The organism is Streptomyces sp. NPDC045778 (assembly GCF_056431945.1).
Genome location: NZ_JBWKJZ010000067.1, coordinates 1 through 16,017 on the forward strand (window position 1 = coordinate 1; position 16,017 = coordinate 16,017).

General features: G+C 73.2%; 9 protein-coding genes. 7 read left to right on the forward strand and 2 right to left on the reverse strand.

The features are described from left to right. On the forward strand, positions 1-7,347 hold a 7,347-nt coding region (locus AC07GB_RS39425), incomplete at its 5' end, for an SDR family NAD(P)-dependent oxidoreductase (protein WP_478854350.1). 76 nt (positions 7,348-7,423) lie between these two features. Here AC07GB_RS39425 and AC07GB_RS39430 read toward each other — a convergent pair. Further along, positions 7,424-9,028: an ArnT family glycosyltransferase gene (locus tag AC07GB_RS39430; protein WP_478854352.1), complete on the reverse strand. Its 1,605-nt coding sequence runs from the start codon at positions 9,026-9,028 to the stop codon at positions 7,424-7,426. A 253-nt stretch (positions 9,029-9,281) separates the two neighbouring features. Here AC07GB_RS39430 and AC07GB_RS39435 point away from each other — a divergent pair, with 253 nt between their 5' ends. The 5 genes from AC07GB_RS39435 (at position 9,282) to AC07GB_RS39455 (ending at position 15,092) form a co-directional block, all read left to right on the forward strand. After that, complete coding sequence (locus tag AC07GB_RS39435; protein ID WP_478854354.1) at positions 9,282-10,718, forward strand: class I adenylate-forming enzyme family protein; 1,437 nt, start codon at positions 9,282-9,284, stop codon at positions 10,716-10,718. Between the two features lie 65 nt (positions 10,719-10,783). Next, positions 10,784-11,737 (forward strand): ACP S-malonyltransferase, encoded by a 954-nt coding sequence (locus tag AC07GB_RS39440; protein WP_478854356.1) that lies wholly within the window; start codon positions 10,784-10,786, stop codon positions 11,735-11,737. Next, positions 11,734-13,005 carry a cytochrome P450 gene (locus AC07GB_RS39445; protein ID WP_478854358.1) on the forward strand — a complete coding sequence of 424 codons (1,272 nt, stop codon included), beginning with the start codon at positions 11,734-11,736 and terminating at the stop codon, positions 13,003-13,005. The genes AC07GB_RS39440 and AC07GB_RS39445 overlap by 4 nt, the downstream gene beginning before the upstream one ends. Before the next feature lie 78 nt (positions 13,006-13,083). After that, entirely contained in the window at positions 13,084-14,202 is a 1,119-nt protein-coding gene (gene speB / locus AC07GB_RS39450) for an agmatinase (protein WP_478854360.1), read from the forward strand. A 143-nt stretch (positions 14,203-14,345) separates the two neighbouring features. After that, a complete protein-coding gene (locus tag AC07GB_RS39455) occupies positions 14,346-15,092 on the forward strand; it encodes a thioesterase II family protein (protein WP_478854362.1) in 747 nt (248 codons plus the stop codon). Positions 15,093-15,220: 128 nt separating this feature from the next. Here the strand turns inward: AC07GB_RS39455 and AC07GB_RS39460 are convergent, their stop codons facing one another. Continuing rightward, positions 15,221-15,421 carry a hypothetical protein gene (locus tag AC07GB_RS39460; RefSeq protein ID WP_171075917.1) on the reverse strand — a complete coding sequence of 67 codons (201 nt, stop codon included), beginning with the start codon at positions 15,419-15,421 and terminating at the stop codon, positions 15,221-15,223. 372 nt (positions 15,422-15,793) lie between these two features. Here AC07GB_RS39460 and AC07GB_RS39465 point away from each other — a divergent pair. Further along, the coding region (locus tag AC07GB_RS39465) for a hypothetical protein (RefSeq protein WP_478854364.1) at positions 15,794-16,017 on the forward strand (224 nt) is incomplete at its 3' end.

A 16,017-nucleotide genomic window follows, 5' to 3' on the forward strand; every position in this document is an offset into this window, starting at 1 on the left:
GGTGAGCACGGCGTACGGGACCTGCTGCTGGTCTCGCGCCGTGGTGAGGCCACGCCCGGCGCGGGTGAAGTCCGAGCCGAGCTGGAGGAGTTGGGTGCGCGCGTCAGTATTGCCGCGTGTGACGTCGCTGACCGCGAGGCACTGGCCGTACTCCTGGAGGGTGTGCGTTCGGAGCTGAGCGCGGTCGTGCACGTGGCGGGTGTCGTGGACGACGGCATCCTGACCTCGCTCACGCCGGAGCGTCTGGACACGGTGCTGCGTCCGAAGGTGGATGCGGCGGTGAACCTGCACGAGCTGACGGCTGGCCTGGATCTGTCGGCGTTCGTGCTGTTCTCCTCCGCCGCCGGTGTCCTGGGCAGCGCGGGGCAGGCCAACTATGCGGCCGCCAACGCGTTCCTGGACGCCCTGGCCGAGCACCGGCGCGCGCAGGGTCTGCCTGCGACCTCGCTGGCCTGGGGCCTGTGGGCCGACCAGGGCGGCATGGCCGGAGCCCTCGCCGACGGGGACATCGACCGCATGAACCGCGCGGGCGTGGCGGCCCTGTCCGCCGAGGAGGGCCTCGCCCTGCTCGACGCGTCCCTCGCCCAGGCCGACGGCTCCCTCGTGCCGATGAAGCTGGAACTCGACGTCCTGCGCGCCCAGTTCGGGGCCGACGTGCCGCCCCTGTTCCGAAGCCTCATCCGCGCCCAGGCCCGCAAGGCCGCCGCAGCCCAGGCGGGCCCGGCGGGCGACGGGCGCCAGCCCCTGGCCGAGCGCCTGGCCGGGCTCGGCGCGGACGAGCGCGAGCAGGCCCTCGTCGACGTCGTCCGGGACAACGTCGCCGCCGTCCTCGGCTACCCCTCGCTCGAATCGGTCGACGCCACCAAGGCGTTCAAGGAACTCGGCTTCGACTCGCTGACCTCCGTCGAACTGCGCAACCGCCTCAACGGCGCCACCGCGCTCCGCCTGCCCGCCAGCCTCGTCTTCGACTACCCCACACCCGTCTCCCTCGCCGCCCACCTGGGCGCGGAACTGCTCGGCTCGCTCCCGGAGCCCGCGGCCCCGGCCGCCGCCACGACCGCCAACGGTGTGGACGACGAGCCCGTGGCCATCGTCGCCATGAGCTGCCGCTACCCCGGCGGCGTCCGCTCGCCCGAGGACCTGTGGCGCATGGTGTTCGCCGGCGAGGACGGCCTCACCGGCTTCCCCGTGAACCGCGGCTGGGACGTCACCTCCCCGGCGGACCTCGACGGCACCGACGGCGATGACGGCCCGACCTACGTCACCACCGGCGCCTTCCTCCACGACGCCGACGCGTTCGACTCCGAGTTCTTCGGCATCAACCCGCGCGAAGCCCTCGCCATGGACCCCCAGCAGCGCCTCCTCCTGGAGACCTCCTGGGAGGCCTTCGAGCGCGCGGGCATCGTCCCCGCCACCGTGCGCGGCAGCGACACCGGCGTGTTCGTCGGCCTGTCCACCCAGGGCTACTCGACCACGCTGCACGGCACCGAAGGCGTCGAGGGCTACGTCATGACCGGCGACGCCGCCAGCGTCGCGTCCGGCCGCCTCTCGTACTCCTTCGGTTTCGAGGGCCCGGCCGTGACCGTGGACACCGCCTGCTCCTCCTCGCTCGTCGCGCTGCACCTGGCCGTGCGCGCGCTGCGGCAGGGCGAGTGCGCGATGGCGCTCGCGGGCGGCGCGGCCGTCATGCCGACGCCCACCTCGTTCGCGGAGTTCAGCCGCCAGCGCGGCCTGGCCCCCGACGGCCGCTGCAAGTCGTTCGCCGCGGCGGCCGACGGCACCGGCTGGGGTGAAGGCGTCGGCATGCTCGTCCTGGAGCGCCTCTCCGACGCCCGCCGCAACGGCCACCCGGTCCTCGCGGTCGTGCGTGGCTCCGCCATCAACCAGGACGGCGCGAGCAACGGCCTGACCGCCCCCAACGGCCCCTCCCAGCAGCGCGTCATCCGCGCCGCCCTCACCGACGCCCGCCTCACGGCCGCCGACGTCGACGCCGTCGAGGCGCACGGCACCGGCACCACCCTCGGCGACCCCATCGAGGCCCAGGCCCTCATCGCCACGTACGGCAAGGAGCACTCGGACGAGCAGCCCCTGTGGCTGGGCTCGCTGAAGTCCAACATCGCCCACACCCAGGCCGCCGCCGGAGTCGGTGGCGTCATCAAGACGGTGATGGCGATGCGCAACACCGTGCTGCCGAAGACCCTGTACGTCGACGCCCCCACCCCCGAAGTCGACTGGGCCGGCGGGGGAGTGGAACTGCTCACCGAGAGCCGCGAGTGGCCCGGCCGCGCGGACGGCGCGCCGCGCCGCGCGGGCGTCTCCTCCTTCGGCATCAGCGGCACCAACGCCCACGTCATCCTCGAAGAAGCCCCGCAGACCCCGCAGACCCCGCAGGCCGGCCGGACCGCCGCGCCCGGAGCCGCCCCGGCGGTCCTCCCCGGCCTGGTGCCCCTCGCCCTGTCCGGCAAGACCCCGGAAGCACTGCGGGCCCAGGCACGACAGCTGCGCGAGCACCTCCTCGCGGACCCCGGCGCCGAACCCGCCGACGTGGGCCTGTCCCTGGCCCTGACCCGCACGCGGTTCGAGCACCGCGGCGTGGTCCACGGGCGGAGCCGTGCCGAACTCCTCGCCGCCCTCGACCGGCTGGCGCAGGGCGACCCGGAAGCGCGGGACGTCGTCACGGGCCGCGCCCTGGGCGGCACGGCCCGCCCGGTGTTCGTCTTCCCCGGCCAGGGCTCGCAGTGGGCGGGCATGGCCCGGGAACTCCTCGACGCCAGCCCCGTCTTCGCCGCCCGCATGCGGGAGTGCGCGGACGCCCTGTCCGAGTTCGTGGACTGGGACCTCACCGAGGAGCTGGGCGGCGAGAGCTTCGACCGCGTCGACGTCGTCCAGCCCGTCCTGTTCGCCGTGATGGTGTCCCTGGCCGAGGTGTGGCAGGCGGCCGGCGTGCGGCCCGCCGCGGTCGTCGGGCACAGCCAGGGCGAGATCGCCGCCGCCTGCGTCGCGGGCGTCCTGTCGCTCCGGGACGCCGCCCGCGTCGTCGCCCTGCGCAGCCAGGCCATCCGCGAACTGTCGGGCAAGGGCGGCATGGTCTCCCTCGTCCTGCCGCAGCACGAGGCCGAGACGCTCGTCGGAGCCTGGGCGGGCCGCGTCGAGATCGCCGTCGTCAACGGCCCCTCCCAGGTCGTCGTCGCGGGCGACCCCGAAGCCCTCCAAGAGCTGGTCGCCCGCTGCGCCGAGCAGGGCGTACGGGCGCGTACCGTCCCGGTGGACTACGCCTCGCACTCCTCGTACGTGGAGCGGATCGAGGCCCGCATCGAGGAGGCCCTGACCGGGCTGAGCCCGCGGCCCGCCGAGATCCCGCTGTACTCGACCCTCACCGGCACCTGGCTCACCGCCGACACGCCCATGGACGCGGGCTACTGGTACCGCAACCTGCGCCACACCGTCCTCTTCGAGCAGGCCACGCGCGGCCTGCTCGGCGAAGGGCACGGCCTGTTCCTGGAGATGAGCCCGCACCCGGTGCTCACCGTGCCGGTGCAGGAGACCATCGAGGCCGCCGCCACCGCGCACACCAGCGCCACCGCGCTCGGCTCCCTGCGCCGCGACGAGGGCGGCCCCGCACGGCTGCTCACCGCCCTCGCCGCCGCCCACGTCCACGGCGCCGAACTCGACTGGACGGCCCTCTTCCCCGGCGCCCGCACCACCCTCGACCTGCCCACGTACGCCTTCCAACGCGAGCGCTACTGGCCCGAGCCCGCCGCCGCGGGCACCGGCGACGTGGCCTCCGTCGGCATCGAGGCCGCCGGGCACCCGCTGCTCGGCGCCCGGATGGAGCTGGCCGACGCCGACCAGTACGTGCTCACCGGACGGCTCTCCCCGCGCACCCACCCCTGGCTCGCCGACCACGCCGTCGGACAGACCGTGCTCCTGCCGGGCACCGCGTACGTGGAGATGGCGCTGCGCGCGGGCGACGAGGTCGGCTGCGGGCTCGTCGAGGAACTCACCCTCCAGGCGCCGCTGGTCGTCGCCCCCGACGACACCGTCACGCTCCAGGTGTGGGTCGGCGCCCCCGACACCACCGGGCGCCGCCCCCTGACCGTCTCCTCCCGCGCCCAGGGGATCCCCGACGCCCCGTGGACCCGGCACGCCACCGGCACCCTCGCCGACAGCGCGTACGAGGAGCAGGACACGGCCCTGGCCGTGTGGCCGCCCGAGGGCGCCGAAGCCGTGCCCCTCGACGGGTTCTACGAGCACCTCGCCGACGGCGGGCTCGCCTACGGCCCGGTGTTCCAGGGCCTGCGCGCCGCCTGGCGGGACCCGGCGGGCGACGCCGTCTACGCCGAGGTGCGGCTGCCCGAGAGCGCCCACCGCGACGCCCGCTCCTTCGGCGTGCACCCCGCGCTCCTGGACGCGGCCCTGCACCCGGTGGCCCTCGCCCCGTTCGCGGAGGCGGGCGGCGTGCGGCTGCCGTTCGCCTGGACCGGCGTCTCGCTGGCCGCGCAGGGCGCGACCGTGCTGCGGGTCCGCGTGCGCCCCGCCGCGTCCGGCGGCGTGGCCCTGCTGTTCGCCGACGACACCGGCGCCCCGGTCGCCCGCGCCGACTCCCTGGAGCTGCGCCCGGTCGCCCCCGAGCAACTGCGCGCCGCCTCCGGCAGCGGCCACCGCGACGCGCTGTTCGGCGTCGAGTGGACGCCGCTGCCCTCGGGCCCGGCCGACGCCACCGCCCTGACCTGGGCCACCCTCGGCCCCGACGATCTGAAGGTGGGCGCCGAACTCACCGCGGCCGGCGCGCGCGTGGGCGCCTACGCCGACACCGCGGCGCTCGCCGCCGCCCTCCACGCCGGTGCCGCGGCCCCGGACGCGGTGCTCGTCACCTTCGCGCCGGGCCCCGACCCCGACGCGGCCGCCGACGCCACCGCGGCCCAGGCCCGCACCGCCCTGCACCGGGCCCTCGGCCTGCTCCAGGCCTGGCAGGCCGAGCCGCGCCTCGGCGCCGCCCGCCTGGTCCTGGTGACCCGGGGCGCGGTCGCCACCGACGGCGGTGACGTGCCCGACCTGACGCACGCCGCGGTGTGGGGCCTGGCCCGCTCCGCCCAGTCCGAGCAGGCGGGCGGCCCCGAAGGCGGCGGCTGCGTCCTGCTCGACCTCGGCAGCACCGACGACCGCGCCGACGGCAGGTCCGCCGCCGCCCTGCTCGCCCACGGCCTCACCCTGGACGAGCCGCAGCTCGCCGTCCGCGCGGGGGCGCTGCTCGCGCCGCGCCTGGCACCCGCGGCCGTGCGGAGCGCCCAGGACGTCCGCACCCCCGACCCCGAGGGCACGGTCCTGATCACCGGCGCCACCGGCACCCTGGGCGGCCTCGTCGCCCGCCACCTGGTGGCCGAGCACGGCGCCCGCCACCTGCTCCTGACCAGCCGCAGGGGCCCGGACGCGGCGGGCGCCGCCGCCCTCGTGGCCGACCTCGAAGCCCTCGGCGCCGAGGCCCGCGTGGTCGCCTGCGACGCGGCGGACCGCGACGCCCTGGCCGCGGCCCTCGCCACGATCCCCGCGGCCCACCCGCTCACCGCCGTCGTGCACACCGCCGGAGTCCTGGACGACGCCCTGGTGGCGTCCCTGACCCCGGAGCGCGTCGACACGGTCCTGCGGCCCAAGCTGGACGCGGCCCTCCACCTCGCCGAGCTGACGGCAGGACACGACCTGGCGGAGTTCGTCCTGTTCTCCTCGGCGGCCGCCACCTTCGGCAGCCCAGGCCAGGGCAACTACGCGGCGGCCAACGCCTTCCTCGACGCCCTCGCGCACCACCTGCGCGCCCGGGGCGTGCCCGCCACCTCGCTCGCCTGGGGCCTGTGGGCCGAGAGCAGCGAGATGACCGGGCACCTCGACGAGGCCCGCCGCACCCGCATCTCGCGCGGCGGCGTCCTGCCGCTGTCCTCGGCGGAAGGCGTCGAACTCCTCGACGCCGCCCGCACCGTCGGCGCGCCCCTGCTGCTCCCCGTACGCCTGGACACGGCGGCCCTGCGGGCGGGCGCGCGCCGGGGCGACGCCGTGCCGCCGCTGCTGCGGCGCCTGGTGCGGGCGCCCGCCCGGCGCACCGCCGCGGGCGCCGCCGCGTCCGAGGCGGAGGCGTTCGCCCGCCGCCTCGCCGCCGCGACCGGCGCCGAGCGCGCCGAACTGCTCGGCGCGCTCGTCAAGGACCAGGCCGCGGCCGTACTCGGCCACGCGTCCGCCGACCGGGTCGAGGACGAACGGGGCTTCCTGGAGCTGGGCTTCGACTCCCTCACCGGCGTCGAGCTGCGCAACCGCCTCGCGGCCGCCACCGGCCTGCGCCTGCCCGCGACCCTGGTCTTCCAGAACCGCACCCCGAGGTCCCTCGCCGAGCGCCTCGCCCAGGAGCTGGACCAGGCCCTGCCACCGGCGACGCGGCCCGGAAGCGACGCCGGGCCCGAGGCCGGTCGCCCGCTCCCGGCCCGCCACGAGCCCGCGCCGGCGCCCGAGCCGCCCGCCGCCCCCGCCGCGCCCCGGCCCGCGACCGGCCTCGCCGAGCTGTACGACGAGGCCGCGCGGCAGGGCCGGGCCGACGACCTGATCCCGCTGCTTCGCACCATGGCGCAGTTCCGCGCCTCGTTCACCGAGGAGGCCGAACTCGGCGCCCCGCGCGCCCCGTTCACGCTCGCGCGCGGGCCGGAGGAGACCGCCCTGGTGCTGTTCACGTCGTACGTCGGCCGATCCAGCGCGTACGACTACGCCCGCTTCGGCGCGTACTTCCGCGACCGGCGCGACGTCAGCGTCATCACGCACCCCGGCTTCCTGGAGGGCGAGTTGCTGCCCGCCGACAAGGAGGCGCTGGTGCGGCTGCACGCCGACACCGTGCAGCGGCACGTCGGCGACAAGCCGTACGTCCTGTCCGGGCACTCCTCCGGCGGCCTCGTCGCGCACGCCGTGGCGCGGGAGCTGGAGCGCCGGGGCGCGGGCCCCGCCGGCGTGGTGCTCGTCGACACCTATGTCGACGAGAAGGCGCTCGGCGACATGGCGGCCGCGATGGGCGAGCAGCTCAGCGACCGCTACGACACGGTGCCCGGCGCGGACGACAACGACTGGGGCGACGCCTGGGTGACCGCCATGGCCCGCTACATGTTCCTCGGCCTGCTGCCCGAGGAGGTCGCGGCACCCACCCTCCTGGTCCGGGCGGGGGAGCCGCTCATGGAGTGGACGAAGGACTACGACTGGCGCCCGTCCTGGAAGCTGGAGCACTCCACCGTGGACGTGCCCGGCACCCACTTCACGGTGATGGAGGAGCACTCCCGCACCACGGCGCGCGCCGTGGAGGAGTGGCTGGAGCTGCTCTGACCCGCCGAGCACGACGGCCCCGTCCCCACCATCCGGTGGGGGCGGGGCCGTCCGCGTGAGAGGCGCCGGGGCGCGGTCAGGACAGGTGGCCGTAGTCCTTCCAGATCTCGGACCACGGCTTGTTCCGGCCCTCCAGCACCCACACCGGAACCCCGTCGACGAAGCTCTCGCCGGGGCCGCCCGCCGCCTTAGCGGCCTTCTTCACCGAGGAGAAGTACGGCTTGAGCTTCGCGACGTCCGAACCCACGTACAGGACCGGGCCGGAGGAGTCCGACGGCGCGCCCAGGTACCAGTAGCCGCGGTGGCCGCTGTAGGCGGACGGCAGGCCGCGATCGGCGCCCAGGTGGTCGACGGCGCCCGCCTCCTCGTAGTACTGCGTGACCACGACGGCCCGCTTCCGCCCGTCGGCGGGCAGCGTCTTGTACGCCTTCTCCACGGCGTCGATCAGGTGCGGCCAGCGCAGCGTCTCGGCGGTCATCGGGTTGTTGTCGGGCTGCTCGGTCTTCGTCACCTGCGACACCGGATACACCGGAAGGGACAGCGCCACGCACACCAGCGCCGTCAGGGCGACCACCGGCCAGGCGGCCACCCACCGCCACCAGCGGGCGCCCTCGCCCCGGCCGAGCGCGACCGCGCCCGCCGCCCACAGCGGCGCGAACGCGCCCACCACGTACGCGGGACGGCCGCCGGTGACCAGGAACACGGCCGTCAGACCGAGGAACGTCCACGCCAGGAACCGGTACGGCGCCAGCTCCGGCGCGCGGAGCAGCCGCACCAGGCCGTACACCAGGACGACGGTGAACACACCGCCGGACAGCACCACCAGATACGGCAGGAAGCCGGCGCGGCCGCCCAGGATGCCCTCGTCGGCGAGGACCTTGGACATCTCCAGCTGCGGCCAGTCGTGCCGCGCCTGCCAGATCAGACCCGGAAGGGAGGTGACGACGGAGACCGCCGCGCCGATCCACAGCTCCTTGCGGCGCAGCAGCTCACGCGGGCCGACGGTGTACACGGCGACGGCGACGACGAGCCAGTAGCCGACGATCAGATACTTGCCCTGGAGCGCGAGGGCCGTCGCCAGGCCCGCCCACAGCAGCAGCCGGTCCTCGCGGGTGCGCACCCAGCGCACCAGGAGCCAGTTCACCAGCGTCCACAGGAACAGGTCGACCACCATCGTCGACAGCGCGTGCCCGCTGATCAGGACGGCGGGCGCGAAGCCGTAGGCGGCCGCCGTGAGCAGCTGCGCCCGGCGCGCTCCGCCGAACTCGCGCGCGATGAGCGCCGCGACGAGCACACCCGCCACGGTGAGCAGCGCGGGCAGCAGCCGCAGCGCGAACAGCGAGCCGCCGGACAGCGCGTCGATGGCGCGGGCCAGCAGCGGAAGGAGCACCGGCTGGTCCGCGTACCCCCAGTCCAGGTGCTGCCCCGCCCCCAGGAAGTACAGCTCGTCGCCCTGGAACCCGTACCGCGTGCTGACGAGCAGCAGCGCGAGTCCGGACGCGCCCGCGACCGCCCCCGCCCAGCGTCCTGCGAACTCCGGCAGTCCCGCGGACTCCCGCTCCGCCGCCCCTTCCTTTCCTTCCTTTTCCTTCTTTTCTTCCGACAGGATCGCGGATGTCTCCCGCTGTTCTTTATCCTGTTCCTCGACCGGTCCCTGACCGGTATCCGTACGAACTCCCACCGGGGCCTCCGCGGCTGATGAAGTAGATGGCCTGAAACACGGTCGAAGGTAGTCCCTCGCACGGCCCGTCAGCTTGCCCCTGTGAGCGGCAAGTTGGCTGCTCAGGGGGTGCTAGGGGGAGGATAGGGGTTCTGCGCCGCGGGGGCGCCGCCTAGCTTTTACGCTAGCTCCCCGGCGACTGGACCGGGGCGGGAGAATTGCTCGACCTTTTCGTGCCCGTTGATTCTCAGAACCGGGAAAGGGGGCGGCTTTGATGACACCGAACATCTTCACGGGAGATTCGGCGCGGACCTTCGCTGAATTCGAGCAGGACACTTTGCGGGTCGCGATGGTCCTGCGCGCGGAAGGCGTCAGGCCCGGCGACCGGGTCCTGCTCAAGGCCGGAAACTCGGCGGCCTGGCTGAACGCGTTCTTCGCGCTGATGCACGTCGGCGCCTCCATCGTCCTCGTCGACCAGCAGGAGCACGCCCGCGAGACCGCGCGCATCGTGGAGCGCACACGCGCCCGCCTGTGCCTGTACGACGACGACGCGCCCATGCCCGCCGAGACGCGTGACGCCGTCTATCTGTACAAGCTCCTCGTGGAGGCCTCGGGCCTGGTCCCCGACGAGCCGTCGCTCGACTTCGACGCGTGGTGCGCCCTGCCGGACGGCCTGATCATGTGGTCCTCCGGCTCCACCGGCACCCCCAAGGGCGTGGTCAAGAACGGCGGCCGCTTCCTGGAGAACCTGCGCCGCAACGCCGACCACATGGGCCACGGCCGCGGCGACGTCCTGCTGCCGCTGCTGCCCTTCGCGCACCAGTACGGCCTGTCCATGGTGCTCATCGCCTGGCTCGCCGAGTGCTCCCTGATCGTGGCGCCGCACCGGCGGCTCGACCGGTCGCTCCTCATGGGCGGCCAGTGCGGGGTGACCGTCATCGACGCCACCCCGGCCACCTACCGCAGCATGCTCAACCTCGCCCGGCGGCAGCCCGACGTGCGCGCCGCCCTCGGCCGCGTCCGCATGTTCTGCAGCGGCGCGGCCCCGCTCGACCCCGCGCTCTCGGACGCGTACGTCGACTCCTTCGGCCAGCCGCTGCTCGACAGCTACGGCAGCACCGAGCTGGGCAACATCGCCTTCGCCACCGTCGACAACCCCGTCGCCTGCGGCCAGGTCATGAAGGGCCTGGAGCTGACCGTCCAGGACGACGACGGCAACGTCCTCGGCCCCGGCGAGATGGGTGAGCTGGTCGTCAACACCCCCGACATGATGGCCGGTTACCTCGCCGAGGACGGCACCCTCGCCCTGGTCGCACAGGGCTGGTACCGCACCGGCGACCTCGGCCACCTCGACGAGGGCGGCAACCTCTTCGTGGCCGGGCGCAAGCTCGCCGTGCACCGCAACGGCTACACGCTCTACCCGGAGATCATCGAGCGGAAGGCCGCCGTCGCGGGCTGCACCGTCAAGGTGATCGCCCTGCCGGACGACGCCCGCGGCTGTGAGCTGGTCTTCTTCGTCGAGGACCCCACGGGCCAGGACGTCACCGAGTGGCGCCGCCGCATCAAGGACGCGCTGCCCTCCTACGAGCACCCCAACCGGGTCGTCGTCATCGACAGCTTCCCCCTCAACCGCAACGGCAAGCCGGACCGGCGGGCCCTCGAACAGCGGGCGGCCGAGCGGGCCACGGCGGAACTCGCCGCTTCCGTCTGAGTCACCCCCGGCCGGCAGCCAGTACAGATACCGCACGACCAGCACAGACAGACAGAGCGGACACGATGACGACCGACCAGGCACGCAGCGCCGTGGTGTTTCCGGGCATGGGGCCCTCGCGCTTCACCGACGTGGGCAAGTTCATGATGATCGACCCCTTCGTGCGCAGGCGCCTCGCCGCCGCCGACGAAGCCCTCGGCCGGTCGGTGCTCGACGGCTTCCGCACCCAGGCCGTGGACTTCGGGGAGTTCGCCCAGGTCGCCTTCTTCATCAACTCGGTGGCCCTCGCGGACCGGGCCGTCGAGAACCAGGGCCTCAGGCCGGAGCTGTGCGTCGGCTTCAGCTTCGGCCAGAAGGCGGCGACGGCCTTCAGCGGCGCCCTGCCGTTCGCCGAGGCCACCCGTCTGACCTACGAACTCGCCCTGTGCGAGCAGCGGTTCTTCGAGCAGGAGCACCAGGACCTGGTGACCCTCACCATCACCCGCGTGCCCGAGGCGGCGCTCGCCGAGGTCCTCGGCGAGCTGGCCGAGCGCGGCGAGTTCCACGAGGTCTCAGGCCACCTCGACGAGGGCATGCACATGGTCACCCTGCGCGAGCAGGTCCTCGAGTCCTTCCAGCGGCGCATCAGCGCCGTCGGCGGCTACTCGCTGTACTCGATGAAGCCGCCCGCGCACTGCCGGATCCTGACGGGCCTGCGCGCCCGCGTCGAGGAGGAGGTCCTCGCCAAGTTCGACCTCGCCGACCCCGAGCTGCCCCTGGTCGCCGACCACGACGGCTCCCTCGTGACGAGCGCCGAACAGATGCGGACCCTCCTGCTCGACACCTTCGACCACCCCGTGCGCTGGCACCCCGTCGTGGACACCCTGCGCGCGCGGGGCGTGGACGCGGTCCACGTCACCGGGCCCGACCGGCTCCTCCACCGACTCGACGTCACCACCCGCCACTTCGACGTGGTGGCCCTCGGGCCCGAGCAGGCCCTCAGGCCCACCCGGACCGCCCCGCGCAAGGAGCAGGGATGACCACGCTCATGGACAGCAAGTCCGCCGGGTTCAAGTTCAGCGCCAAGCTCGGCGTGACCCGCGCGGTCCTGCGCGCCTTCGGCCTCTTCGGCGACCCCTTCACCCATCTGCTCCAGGGCAAGGAGGACCCGTACCCGCTGTACGCGAAGGTCCGCCAGCGCGGCCCCATCCACCGCAGCCACCTGGGCAGCTGGGTCACCGGCAGCCATGAACTCGGCAGCAAGATCCTGCGCGACCGCACGCTGTTCCTGAACCGCGAGCAGGGCGGCGTCCCCGGGCACGAGATGATGGCCGACATCCCCTGGAACAGCTCCATCCTCGGCCTCGACCCGCCCGACCACACCCGTCTGCGCCGACTCGCCCAGCCCGCCTTCGGCCCCAAGATGATCAGCAAGTACCGCATCCAGGTGGAGAAGCTCTGCCACCACCTGCTCGACCAGGCCGCAGGACGCGACGGCTTCGACCTCATCGAGGACTTCGCCGGGCCCCTGCCGCTGCTCGTGATCGGCGAGCTGCTCGGCGTGCCCGAGCAGTACCACGAGCGGTTCGTCAGGGCCGGACGCAAGGTCGGACCGGTCATCGACGGCGTCAAGTCCCTGAAGATGGCACGCGACTTCCGCGCCGCCGTCGACGACCTCGACCAGGTCTTCACCGAACTGATCGAGCTGCGCGCCAAGGACCCGGGCGACGACCTCATCAGCCGCCTCACCACCGCACACGGCGACGGCAAGCTCACCACCGAGGAACTCCTCGCCTTCTGCACCGTCCTCGCCGTCACCGGCTTCGAGACCACCACCAACCTCATCGGCAACGCCGTCCTCGCCATGACCGGCGACCGCGCGCAGTGGAACCTGTTGCGCGACGACCCGGACCTCGCGCCGCGCGCCGTCGAGGAGACCCTGCGCTACGACTCGCCCGCCCTCCAGGCCCAGCGCGTCCCGCACCAGGACATCGCCCTCGACGGCCACCACATCCGGGCCAACAGCTCCGTCGTCGTCCTCATCGGCGCCGCCAACCGCGACCCCGAGGTGTACGACGAGCCGGACCGCTTCGACCTGACCCGTGAGAACCCCGCCGAGCACCTGTCGTTCTCCGGCGGCATCCACTACTGCATCGGCGCCCCGCTGGCCCGCATGGAGGGCGAGACGGCCCTGCGTGTCCTGGTGGACCGCCTGCCCGACCTGCGCGTCGCCGGGCCCGTGCGGCGCCGCAGCTCACCCGTGATCAGCGGCTGCACCCGCCTTCCCGTCAGCGGCGGCGCCCGATAGCACCGCGAGCCCGGCGGCCCGCGCCCTCCCGGCAGGGCGCGGCGCCGTCACGTACCACCCCCGTACCCGAGGAGAGAGATGAGCGAGACACCCGAGTCCGAGGCCTGGCGGCGGGAGGTCGATCGCTCCACCTTCCCGCGGCGCGAGCCCGGCCCCATCGACCTGCGCCGCTACTACGTCCAGCCGTCCTACTCGGGCGTGCCCACCTTCATGGGTGTCCCCCTCGCCCTCACCCAGGAGGACCTGCGGGCGGGCGAGGTGGACGTCGCCGTCGTGGGCTGCCCCGTGGACGTCTCCAGCGGCCACCGCGGCGCCGCCTACGGCCCGCGCGCCATCCGCGCCGACGAGCGTTACCTGTACGCCACGCCCGAGGGCTTCGTACACTCCGCGACCCGCGTCAACCCCTTCAACATCCTGAAGGTCGTCGACTACGGCGACGCGGCCGTCGACCCCTTCGACATCACCCGGTCCATGGAGCCCATCCGCGGCCTGGTGCGCGAGATCGCCGAGGTCGGGGCCCGGCCCGTCGTCCTCGGCGGCGACCACTCGCTGCTGTGGCCCAGCGTGGGCGCCCTGTCGGAGGTGCACGGGCGCGGCTCCATCGCCGTCATCCACTTCGACGCGCACCCGGACTGCCACGAGGAGCTGTTCGGGCACCGCGCCACGCACACCACGCCCATCCGGCGCCTCATCGACGAGGAGATGGTGCCGGGCCCCAACGTCATCCAGGTCGGCATCCGCACCATCTCGGGCCCCGACGACCAGCTGTTCAACTGGATGCGCCGGGCCGGGATGCGCTCGCACTTCATGGCCGAGATCGAGCGGATCGGCTTCGCCGCGGTCATCGACAAGGTCATCGAGGAGGCCCGCGCGGTCGCCGACCACGTGTACCTGTCCCTCGACATCGACGTCCTCGACCCGGCGTACGCGCCCGGCACCGGCACCCCCGAGCCCGCCGGGCTCACCACCCGCGAGCTGTTCACCGCGCTGCGCCGCATCGCGCACGAGACGAACCTGGTCGGCATGGACGTGGTCGAGGTCGCCCCGCACCTGGACGCCGGCTACTCCACCGCCATGAACGCCCGCAGGGCCGTCTTCGAGGCCCTGACCGGCCTCGCCCTGAACCGGATCAAGATCTCCAGCAAGAACTACGCGAACCCCATCGTGGCAGGAGAAGTCCGCTTCCCGCTCAAGTGAGTCGCGGTGCATGCTGTTCCCGTGCGCACCACCTGGCGTGTGCACGCCGTCGAAGGCGGGCTGAGGCCCGCCTTCGGTCTTTGCACCGTCCTTTCGACCCCTACCAACGCCCCTGCCACCGACGACCATGGATGGACACCGCCATGACGACAGCTGCCTCCGCCGACCTGTGGGTCCGCAGCTACCACCCCGCTCCCGACGCCAGGCGTCGGCTCGTCTGCTTCCCGCACGCGGGCGGCTCCGCCAGCTTCTACTTCCCGGTGTCGGCCGCCCTGAGCCAGGTCGCCGACGTGATCGCCCTCCAGTACCCGGGGCGGCAGGACCGCCACACCGAGAAGGGCATCGAGACCGTTGCCGAGATGGCGGACCGCATCGCCGAGGCGCTGCGCGGCCACACCACACTGCCGCTGACCTTCTTCGGGCACAGCATGGGCGCCGTCCTCGCCTTCGAGGTGGCCCGGCGCCTGGAGAAGGACGGGCAGGCCCCCGTGCACGTCTTCGCCTCCGGCCGCCGCGCGCCCTCCCGGTTCCGCCCCGAGAACGTCCATCAGCGCGACGACGACGGCATCATCGCCGAGATGCGCAAGCTCAGCGGCACGGACCCGCGGGTGCTCGGTGACGAGGAGCTGCTGCGCATGGTCCTGCCGGCCATCCGCAGCGACTACACCGCCATCGAGACCTACCGCGCCGAGGCCGGCGCGCAGATCGGCAGCCCCATCACCGTCCTGGTCGGCGACGACGACCCGCGCACGACGCTCGACGAGGCGCGGGCGTGGGAGCCGCACACCCTCGGCTCCTTCGACATGAAGGTCTTCCCCGGGGGCCACTTCTACCTCACGGACCACGCCCAGGACGTGATCAGCATCCTGAAGGCGCACCTCACGTCGTAGGACAGCAGCAGGCGGGGCGGTCACCACATCTGTCTGACGTGGTGACCGCCCCGCCTGGCGGTGAGCGGCCGAAAAGGACCCGGTGGCCAGTTACGGGGGAGAACCGGCCACCGGGAGTCTGGGGAATGTCAGCTGTGCACGGACTTGCGGGATCGTGAACTCACGCAGAACGCGAGGACGATGAGACCGACAATGCCGATCGCCAGGCTCACCCACGAGGGAGTGTCTTCCGGCAGCAATGCCGTGACACCGAATTTTGTGTCCCAGATGCGCTCAGTCAGGAATGAACCGATTCCCTGAACCGCCAGGACGATGCCGACCCACAGCATGCCGCTCCTCAAATGTTTCCGTACGGGGTGAGCACTCGCGTGCTTCTCGCTCCGCTTCCCGGTGTTGCCGCCGGGCTGCCAACGAGACTTATTCAATCGCCTCGGGCGGGGGCCGGGGCAGAGGGAAACGTTGGTACCACTACCGACGAAAGTTGTGACCGGATGACGCGTTCCCCCTCTCGTGGGCCTGGTGTGCTCCAGGCCCAGGGTGCACGGCTCCGGCGGCCCCCGTACCCTCCCGAAGCCCCCAAAGGCGCTAAGAAGGCGTTAAAGCCGCAGGTCAGGGCGGTGGCTGCGGGGTGCGGGCAGCACGCATTAAGCTCTCCACGACCCACACAGCGCGAAGCCGACATGTACGGGGGTGGGCTTGTCGTGCAGCACGTCAGGACGGCCGGAGCACAGCGGACCACGTCGTTCCGTCCGGGGGCGTCCGACCTCATTCTTCTCACCGCTCTGATCGTGGCCAACGTTCTGGTCGCCATCGGCAATGTGGACAACGGCCATCCGCGGTTCGGGCCGTGGGCGGGGTTGGGGTTGCAGGTGGTTGTGGTGGTGGTGTTGGTGGTGCGGCGGGTGTGGCCGTTGTTGGTGTTGGG

Excerpts from the sequence above, each read along its gene's own strand:
- AC07GB_RS39435 (WP_478854354.1), top strand. The coding sequence starts at position 9,282 with ATGACACCGAACATCTTCACGGGAGATTCGGCGCGGACCTTCGCTGAA.
- AC07GB_RS39440 (WP_478854356.1), top strand. The coding sequence starts at position 10,784 with ATGACGACCGACCAGGCACGCAGCGCCGTGGTGTTTCCGGGCATGGGG.
- AC07GB_RS39445 (WP_478854358.1), top strand. The coding sequence starts at position 11,734 with ATGACCACGCTCATGGACAGCAAGTCCGCCGGGTTCAAGTTCAGCGCC.
- speB (WP_478854360.1), top strand. The coding sequence starts at position 13,084 with ATGAGCGAGACACCCGAGTCCGAGGCCTGGCGGCGGGAGGTCGATCGC.
- AC07GB_RS39455 (WP_478854362.1), top strand. The coding sequence starts at position 14,346 with ATGACGACAGCTGCCTCCGCCGACCTGTGGGTCCGCAGCTACCACCCC.
- AC07GB_RS39460 (WP_171075917.1), bottom strand. The coding sequence starts at position 15,421 with ATGCTGTGGGTCGGCATCGTCCTGGCGGTTCAGGGAATCGGTTCATTC.